Here is a 9,185-nt window from a genome sequence, read left to right as displayed (position 1 = left end):
AATTCAGATAAATCTTCTGTAGCTTCTACTCAAGAGTCTAATGTAGGTGCACCTGGATCTTTTGAATATGTTTTAGCTCGTATTGATTCACGTCTACTTCATGGACAAGTAGCAACTGCTTGGACAAAAACAGTGAAACCAACAAGAATTATTGTTGTATCAGACCATGTAGCTAAAGATGGACTTCGTAAAAAACTAATTCAACAAGCAGCTCCTCCAGGAGTTAAAGCTCATACTGTTCCAATTAGTCAAATGATTAAACTTGCAAAAGATGATAAACATTTTGGTGGACAACGTGCATTACTTCTTTTTGAAAATCCAGAAGATTTACTTAGAGCAGTAGAGGGAGGAGTACCTATAAAGACAGTTAATGTTGGGTCTATGGCACATTCTCCAGGTAAAGTTCAACCCAATAAGGTACTTGCTTTTAGCCAAGAAGATATTGATACTTTTAATAAACTTAAAAAAGCTGGATTGGATTTCGATGTCCGTAAAGTTCCAAATGATTCAAAAGGAAATATGGATGAAATTCTTAAAAAAGCACAAGAGGAATTAAATAAATTAAAATAATTTAAATTATTTTAATATAAAGGGGGATTAAAAACAGTGGATTTAAATATATTTCAAATAATATTAGTTATTATTGTTGCATTTTTAGCTGGGATGGAAGGAATCCTAGATGAATTCCAATTTCACCAACCTCTAGTTGCTTGTACTCTAATCGGATTAGTTACAGGTAATTTAGTACCATGTTTAATTTTAGGAGGTAGTCTTCAAATGATTGCCTTAGGTTGGGCAAACATAGGGGCTGCCGTAGCACCGGATGCAGCATTAGCATCTGTTGCAGCTGCAATTATTTTAGTTCTTAGTGGTGAAGGACAGGAAGGAATTTCTTCAGCAATTGCTATAGCAATTCCATTAGCAGTTGCGGGATTATTATTAACAATTATTTGTCGTACAATAGCTACAGCATTTGTACATTTTATGGATGCTGCTGCTAAAGAGGGAAATATAAGAAAAGTTGAAATGTGGCATATTATTGCTATTTGTATGCAAGGTATACGTATAGCACTTCCAGCTGGCTTAATATTAGTAATAGGGGCTGGTCCTATTCGTGCATTACTTACTTCAATGCCAGCTTGGCTAACAGATGGTTTAGCAATAGGTGGTGGAATGGTTGTAGCTGTTGGTTACGCAATGGTAATTAATATGATGGCAACAAAAGAAGTATGGCCATTCTTTGCAATTGGTTTTGTATTAGCAACTATTCATCAACTTACACTTATAGGATTAGGTGCAATTGGTGTAGCTTTAGCTCTTATTTACTTAGCACTTAGCAAAAAAGGTGGCTCAGGTAATGGTGGATCAAATATGGGAGATCCAATAGGCGATATTATTGACAGATATTAAGAAGGGAGAGAAGACGGAAATGGATAAGAATATAAAATTAACAAAAAAAGATCGTCTTTCTATTTGGTGGCGTTCATTTTTCATTCAAGGATCTTGGAATTATGAAAGAATGCAAAATGGTGGTTGGGCATTCTCTTTAATACCTGCAATTAAAAAATTATATAAAACTAAAGAAGAAAGAGCAGCCGCGTTAACACGTCACTTAGAATTTTTTAATACTCACCCATATGTAGCATCACCAATTATTGGAGTAACATTAGCATTAGAAGAAGAACGTGCAAATGGGGCACCAGTAGATGATATAACTATCCAAGGGGTTAAGGTTGGTATGATGGGACCTTTAGCTGGTATAGGAGATCCTGTTTTCTGGTTTACTGTTAGACCAATATTAGGAGCTTTAGGAGCTTCACTTGCCATGAGTGGTAATATATTAGGACCGATTATATTTTTCCTAGGTTGGAACATTATTCGTATGGCATTTACTTGGTATACACAAGAATTTGGTTATAAAGCAGGTTCTCGTATTGCGGAGGATTTATCAGGTAGTTTATTACAAGATATTACAAAAGGTGCATCTATACTTGGTATGTTCATCTTAGGTGCATTAGTTAATAGATGGGTATCTATTAAATTTACACCAATAATATCATCTGTTCAATTAAGCCCAGGTGCTTATATTGATTGGAGTAACCTTCCTGCTGGAGCAAATGGTATTAAAGAAGCATTATTACAACAAGCAGCTGGATTATCATTAACTCCTGATAAGGTTACAACTTTACAAAATAACTTAGATTCATTAATTCCTGGACTTGCAGGATTATTACTAACATTCCTTTGTATGTGGTTACTTAAAAAGAAAGTATCTCCAATTGCTATAATTCTTTCTTTATTTGCACTTGGTATTATATTCCATTTAATAGGTTTAATGTAATAATAATTAGTCAACTCTAAGAGGATAATGAATAAATTTAAGATTTAATTTAATAATTAAAACAATTATATTTATCTATTTTTTACTGATATCTCTTGAGTTTTTTAGGGATATATAGATAAAATAAGCGTGTATAATTAAGTAGAAAAGAGGTAAAATTTATGGTTCAATCACTTAATACAAAAGTGGATTTAGTAGTTGATGCAACATCTTTTGCAGGTCTTGCTGATTATGGAAAAATAATGATTGGTGATAAAGGGTTTGAATTTTATAATTCTAGAGATTATCGAAAATTTATTCAAATTCCTTGGGAAGAAGTTGATTATATTATTGCATCTGTTGTATTAAAAGGAAAATGGATTCCACGATATGCAATTAAGACTAAAAAAAATGGTACCTATACTTTTTCTTCTAAAGAAACAAAAAAGGTACTTCGTACCATGAGAAAATATGTTGATTCTAATCATATGGTTAAGTCACTGAGCTTTTTTGATGTTGTTAAACGAGCTGTAAAGTTCACATAAAAAATAATTAACATTAAAAGCCTTGAGATTTAGGATGATAAATATATAGATCTATATTTATGAGGAATAGTTTTTACTATTCCTCATTTTTAATTTTAGAAAATTTTATTTTCATTGAATAGAAGTTGTGTAATAAATAGTTTAAATCCTTATTATTACTTATATAAATATATTAAAATTTTTTAGTTTAAATATATAGCTTATATATTAAATTCTCTTTGTATAGTTTTATTTATGGCTATAATGATGGACTAAAAAGGATTAAACATGGACTTTTTTTAGTAATATTTTAAGAGGAATAGATAAAAAGATAAGTGGTAGATTTAATTGAAAATCTATATTAATATTATTAAATAATTAATATAGATTTTTTGTTTATAATTTATAAAAAATAACTTTAATGAGAACTTAGATAAAAAACTTCCATAGTGGGGGTTTTTTATTATTTAGTTAAATATTTGGAGGGAAAACCTTAAATGTAATAAATTAATGGTAAAAATGATATGTATTTGTAATAAAAATAACATTATATTGCTAAAAAGGATTCTCTTTCGTTTTTATTTATATACAAATGAAGAAGGAGGATGTCATTATATTATGACTTGTAATTATTTTTTAGCTATAGAAGATATCCAAAAAACAAAGGATAAAAAAAGAATAGAGGAGATGGTTAATGAATTTACTGAAATAATAAATAATATCTCTTCAAATAATATTTATGAGGGACTAAGGTCTGAATTAACAATATTTTTTATTGAACTTATATATAAAATTAATTTAGATAAGTTTAGTAATGATAATCATATAAAAGGATTTATAATAAAATCTCTTGTAAATAAAAGGACAGATATTTTTAGAAAATATTTAAAAATTAAAGATAGAGAAGTTAGTATTGAAAATTTAACTAATAATTTTTTATCTTTTGATAGTTATGATTTAAGTAATGAATTTTATACTTTAATTGAAAATTTGAGTGAAAAGCAAAGATATGTTATTTCATTAGAGTTTATTGAAGGTTTTACTGATAGTGAAGTTGCTAAGATTATGAATATTAGCAGACAAGCTGTAAATTCAATGAAAAATAGAGCTATAGCTTCCTTGCGAAAAGCTATAACTCAAAATAAATTAGTATTGTGCGAATACTAATTAGTGAGAATTAAATTCTAGAGAAGATTATAAAACAAAAAATATAAAAATGATATTGGTAAATTGGACCAATTGGCTTGTTGTGTATATTTAGTCTAGTATAATATCTTTAAATTACATAAATAGATATCAATTATTTATTAGTAAAGCTAATGTGGCTTATATTTATTAATCTAGGTTAATAATTATAAGATATACTAAAAAAGGCTTATATAGAGTGTTTTCTATATAAGCCTTTCTTATTTGAAAATTGAATATTTTATTAAATATAATAAAAAGTTGCTAAAATCCAATAAAATTTCGTTTATATAGTTGAGTAAGTTTTATTAGACTTTTTTATTTCTAAGGGGGTGATTTTATTAAGAAGGTAATGACATATTTAAAGAAATTAAATAATGTAGGATCTATTGTAGGGATTACTAGTTTAATTATTGTGATTCTTACAGCTAACCATGTAAATGTTGATAGTAATAGAATTCTAACCACAGTTAAAGCAATATGTTCGATTTTTGTGATTTTGGGTATATTAAACAATCCAGCAACAACAGGGATTGATTTACCAGGTAAGCATTAATTTATTTTTAAATAAAGGAGGAATTTTTATGATTAAGAAAATTGCAGTTAGAGGAGGACATAATTTTCAAGCAACAGGAGCTTCTGCTCTAATTGATGAAACTACTGAGGATAGAAAAGTTAAAGATTCACTTATACAAGCACTTAGAAGTAAGGGATATGATGTTATTGATGTAACACCAGGAGATTGTGATGTTTTAACAGATCTAGAACTTGGAGTTAATAAAGCAGAAGATTTTGATGCTGATTTATTTATATCAGTACATTTTGATAAAGCTTATGATCATTATGAAGGGGCATTAGGACATGCTTGTTGGATTTATGGACAAGGAGGTCAAGCTGAGGTTATTTCTAATAGAATAGTTAAAACTGTTGTTGATGGAACTGGATTTAAAAATAGAGGTGTAAGAATTAACCCAGATTTATATGAACTAAGAAAAACATCTATGCCTGCTATTATTGTTGAAACTTGTTTTTGTGAAGCAACAGAAGATGTAGCCATTTATAAAGAAAAAGGAGCAGAACTTATAGGGCAATTAATTGCTGATGGAATAGCAGGTGAAGATACTCAAGTTATAGAATCATCTAATAACTTAGTTAATAATGATAAATATGCAATTGTTACAGCTAGTATTTTAAATGTTAGAAGTGGAGCAGGACTTGAGTATCCAGTTATAGGGCAAGTTAAACAAGGAGATAAAATAAAATTAGATTGTAAAGTTGGACAGTGGTGGTCAACATATTATGGTGAACATGGTGGCTTTATGTATGCAGATTATTTAAAAGAATATTAAGGAGTATATTACTTATATAAAACTAAAAATTTTATAGATATTTATTTAAAAGAAAGTAATTAAAAGTTTAATGAAAGTTGCTAGTCCCTCCTAATTTTTTATTTATATAAATTAAAGAAAAGTTTAGGAGGGATTAATTAAATAAGTTTAATTAATTTTAATAAAAAATATAGTTGATTAAATAATACATATTAATTTAGTTTTAAATAAAATAAGAGTTAGAGAATATGTTTATAGAGTATTTAATTTTTAGAAAATATTATAGATTTATGGTAATAGTAAAATTAAGTTATATGAGATTCATAATTGTATAAAATAAAACTGAATATTTAGCTGAGTTCTTGTTAAATATTTAAAATAAAACTTTATAAAGTTCAAGAGATGAGGAAAATTTATTTTTCTCATCTTTTTTTATATATAAGTTGCTAAATAATATTGTTCATTCGTATTAAAAGGTGAGAAAGGAGGAGGTAATAAAAGGACTGATTAAAAATAAAAAATTTAATCACACGTTGCTAATAACAACATAACTTTCGTTTCTATAAGTGAAGGTCGTTAAGAGCCAAAGAAAAAATACAAAAGATAAAATTAAAGGAGAGATGAAAAAATGACTTATGAAGAAATTATGGGTATTACCCCAGGTAGTATAGTTCCAAATGGATTTAGTATTACCCCAAATGCTACTTATATAGGACCAGGAGAACCTATTTTAGATGCTGAAGGAAATGTAGCACCAGGTGGGCATTATGTTAACAAGTGGGATAAAATACTTGTACTAGATATAGGATATACAAGACAACTCACATTAATACAATATCCAGTAGGAAATAATGAAGTAAGACAAGGATATATAACTAATAGTTTAAGTAAGATAGAATACAGTGACTTAGAAAATAATTTCTGGCAAAATGGATCAACAACAGAAACTGTATATCTTAGTTGTTCAGGAGATGCTGTTTTAGGAAGTCTTAATCCACATGAAAGAGCAATATTCCTTTATAAAGCTGGAGATAGATATAGTGTTGTTTATAGTACAGATAAAGGACCATACACTAAATCTGGATTTGTAAATTATTCTGGTGGAATATCAGCTCAAATAACACAAGGAAGATGTTTAGCGAGTGGAGGAAGCTTAATTAATGGTATTCCAGCAGGTGGAATAGTTCCAGGAGGACGTACTTATCCTGCAAATGCAGTTGTTAAAAATGATTTTCTATATATAAGAGATAAAAATGGAACAATAATTACAGGTAGACAAACAAGTATAGGAGATGAAATAACAGTATTAGATATTAGTTATAGTAAACAACTTGCATTAATACAATATCCAGCTGGAAATGATATAAGACAAGGGTATGTAACTAATAGTACTAAAATAATAAATTACTTAAATCCATATCAATGGGTAAATGGTTCAACACCTGAAACTGTTTATTTAGATGTAGAATGTACAAAAGAATTTGGAACAATAGATCCATATGAGTCAGCAACATTACTTTATGAAAAGGATGGAAAGTACTGTGTAGTATATGATGCACCAGGTAAAAATGGTGGAATGGATATGCTTAATAAAAATGGATTTGTTCATTTCCCAGGAAACAAGCCACAAGCTACTCCATCAGCAGGTGATTTATTATATCAAAGTTTTCCTGCAAATGTTGAAAAGATTCCTTATGGTACAAGTCCACTTGGACATCCGCTAAATGTATATAAGATAGGTAATGGAAGTAATGTTCTTTTTGCTAACTTTGCTATACATGGGTTTGAAGATGATTGGAATCACGATGGAACAGCACTTGTAAATATTGCAAATGAGTTAATAAGAAAAATATCAGCAACTGGAGATCTTTATGGTTGGACAGTGTATGTAAATAACTGTGCAAATCCAGATGGAACATTTAATGGGATAACAAATGATGGACCAGGTAGATGTACTGTAACAACAGGAATAGATATGAATAGATGTTTCCCAAGTGGATTTAGACCTTTATATAATACAAGAAACTATGTAGGAGCAAGCCCACTTGGTGCGCCAGAATCAATAGCATTAAAAAATATAGTAGAAAAGATTCATAGTGAGCATATAAATGGTTCAAATCAAATGGTAGTAGTAGATTTTCATGGATGGATGGGAATGACACAAGGAAATCAAGCGATAGGAAGATACTTTAATGCTCAATTTAATGGAGATGTATACTATACTATGGCAGATGGATTTTTCTCAACTTGGGCACAAGAATCATTAAGTAATACAAGAGCTGTATTAGTTGAGTATCCAAAAAATACAAGAAGTATAGATGAATGTGATCATAGGGATTATGCAGGAAGAACTTATACAGCAATAATGAATTTATTTGGAAATGAGGCAGGACAAGGTAGCAGTTCATCATCTCAACATGGAAATACTAATGTATCTTCATATAATGCTATTGGACAAGTAAATAGTCCAAGTATTGGATGGCTACATGTAAGAAAAAATGCAGGAACAGGTGTAGGATGTGATGTTCTTGGAAAATTAAATAATGAAGAGTTAGTTCAAATTACAGGTAAAACATCAGTTGGAGGAACAACATGGTATAAATTAAAATATGGAAATGGAGAAGCATTTGCATCTGGTGATTATATAACAATTTTAAATCCTACAACAATAAATAGATATGGAAATATAAATAGTCCAAGTGTTGGATGGGCACATATAAGAGAATTACCTGGAACAGGTGATGAATGTAAAGTAGTAGCACAATTAGACAACAATACACCAATAGATATTTTAGAAGAGTTTTGTCCAAAAGGAGCAGTAAAACCATGGTATAAAATAAACTATCATAAAAATAGTATTGAAGTAATGGATGGAGTTGGATTTATAAGATCTGATTTAGTAACTTTTGATTATGAAGATATTAGTGTTAGAAGTGGTTGGTTTAAAAGTAAAGATGGTAATTGGTATTACTTTGTAGATGGAAAAGCATTAACAGGTGTTTGGACTATTGATGACTTATTTAGAGTTTTTGATAAAAATGGTAAGCTTTTAGTTAATAAACAAAGTGTAGAAACTGAATTTGGTTTAGCATTTATTGATGAAGATGCTGTGGCGACATTTGGTAATGTCAATCAATATGCAGAATTTGCTGTATCACCTTTTGATGGATATAAAAATACAGATATATTCACAATTAAATCTTTATTGCATATTTTTAGAGGTGAGATTAGAAGGATAATATCAAATAATGAATGGGTTGTTTCAGGAGGACATGTTAATTGGGCAAAATTTGATCCGATGTTAAAACCAGCAAAAAAAATTTTTATAGATGGAACACGTGCATACGAAGGACCACTTGAAAATTATAATAATGTGAGAATTATAAAGGAAGGTGAACATGCTTGGTTTCCAGATGAATGGAATCCACAAAAAATTATAAATATAATTAAAGCAGGATTTGAACAAGGAACAAGAGCAGAATATTCCGGGGAGGAGAGGATACCATATTCAGAAGAAGTTTTAATAAGAGTTGAAAATGTAATAATAAAAATAGTGATATCAAAAAATACAAATAAAATTATAACAGCGTATCCATTATGTATGGCAATGATAAATAGATTAACCCCATTTCAATTATTATTTATTAAAGATATAAACTATAAAACTTCAAGTGCTGATGATGAACCAGAAGGAAAAGAAGTAATAGATGGAGAAGATGAAAATGAAGATGAAGATACTGAAGGAGAAGAAAATTTAGAATAAAATTTGTCATAAAATAGACAAATTTATAGTTCAAACTTATAGTAAAAATATAATTTGGAGTGAAT

General features: G+C 29.1%; 8 protein-coding genes. All 8 read left to right on the top strand.

The window, feature by feature from the left end; all coding sequences use genetic code 11:
• Positions 1-570: PTS sugar transporter subunit IIB (locus BN8917_RS12955; protein ID WP_141668679.1), on the top strand; the 570-nt coding region annotated here is incomplete at its 5' end.
• 36 nt (positions 571-606) lie between these two features.
• The gene (locus BN8917_RS12950; RefSeq protein WP_066875032.1) at positions 607-1,410 is read left to right on the top strand and encodes a PTS mannose/fructose/sorbose transporter subunit IIC; all 804 of its coding nucleotides are present in this window, start codon (positions 607-609) and stop codon (positions 1,408-1,410) included.
• Positions 1,411-1,429: 19 nt separating this feature from the next.
• Positions 1,430-2,341 (top strand): PTS system mannose/fructose/sorbose family transporter subunit IID, encoded by a 912-nt coding sequence (locus tag BN8917_RS12945; protein WP_066875508.1) that lies wholly within the window; start codon positions 1,430-1,432, stop codon positions 2,339-2,341.
• A 161-nt stretch (positions 2,342-2,502) separates the two neighbouring features.
• Positions 2,503-2,865, top strand: a complete 363-nt coding sequence (locus tag BN8917_RS12940) for a DUF956 family protein (RefSeq protein WP_066875029.1) — start codon at positions 2,503-2,505, stop codon at positions 2,863-2,865.
• Positions 2,866-3,462: 597 nt separating this feature from the next.
• Positions 3,463-4,011 carry an RNA polymerase sigma factor gene (locus BN8917_RS12935; RefSeq protein ID WP_066875027.1) on the top strand — a complete coding sequence of 183 codons (549 nt, stop codon included), beginning with the start codon at positions 3,463-3,465 and terminating at the stop codon, positions 4,009-4,011.
• Between the two features lie 433 nt (positions 4,012-4,444).
• Positions 4,445-4,585, top strand: a complete 141-nt coding sequence (locus tag BN8917_RS12930; protein ID WP_235830014.1) for a phage holin — start codon at positions 4,445-4,447, stop codon at positions 4,583-4,585.
• 28 nt (positions 4,586-4,613) lie between these two features.
• The gene (locus tag BN8917_RS12925) at positions 4,614-5,378 is read left to right on the top strand and encodes an N-acetylmuramoyl-L-alanine amidase (protein WP_066875023.1); all 765 of its coding nucleotides are present in this window, start codon (positions 4,614-4,616) and stop codon (positions 5,376-5,378) included.
• Between the two features lie 607 nt (positions 5,379-5,985).
• Entirely contained in the window at positions 5,986-9,120 is a 3,135-nt protein-coding gene (locus BN8917_RS12920) for an EndoU domain-containing protein (protein WP_066875022.1), read from the top strand.
• The last annotated feature ends 65 nt before the right edge of the window (positions 9,121-9,185 follow it).

The sequence above is a fragment of the Clostridium mediterraneense genome, from assembly GCF_900091705.1.
In the GTDB taxonomy this organism is placed as follows: domain Bacteria; phylum Bacillota; class Clostridia; order Clostridiales; family Clostridiaceae; genus Sarcina; species Sarcina mediterraneense.
Note: the sequence above shows the minus strand (reverse complement) of the source record. Positions and strands in the feature narration are given on the sequence as shown.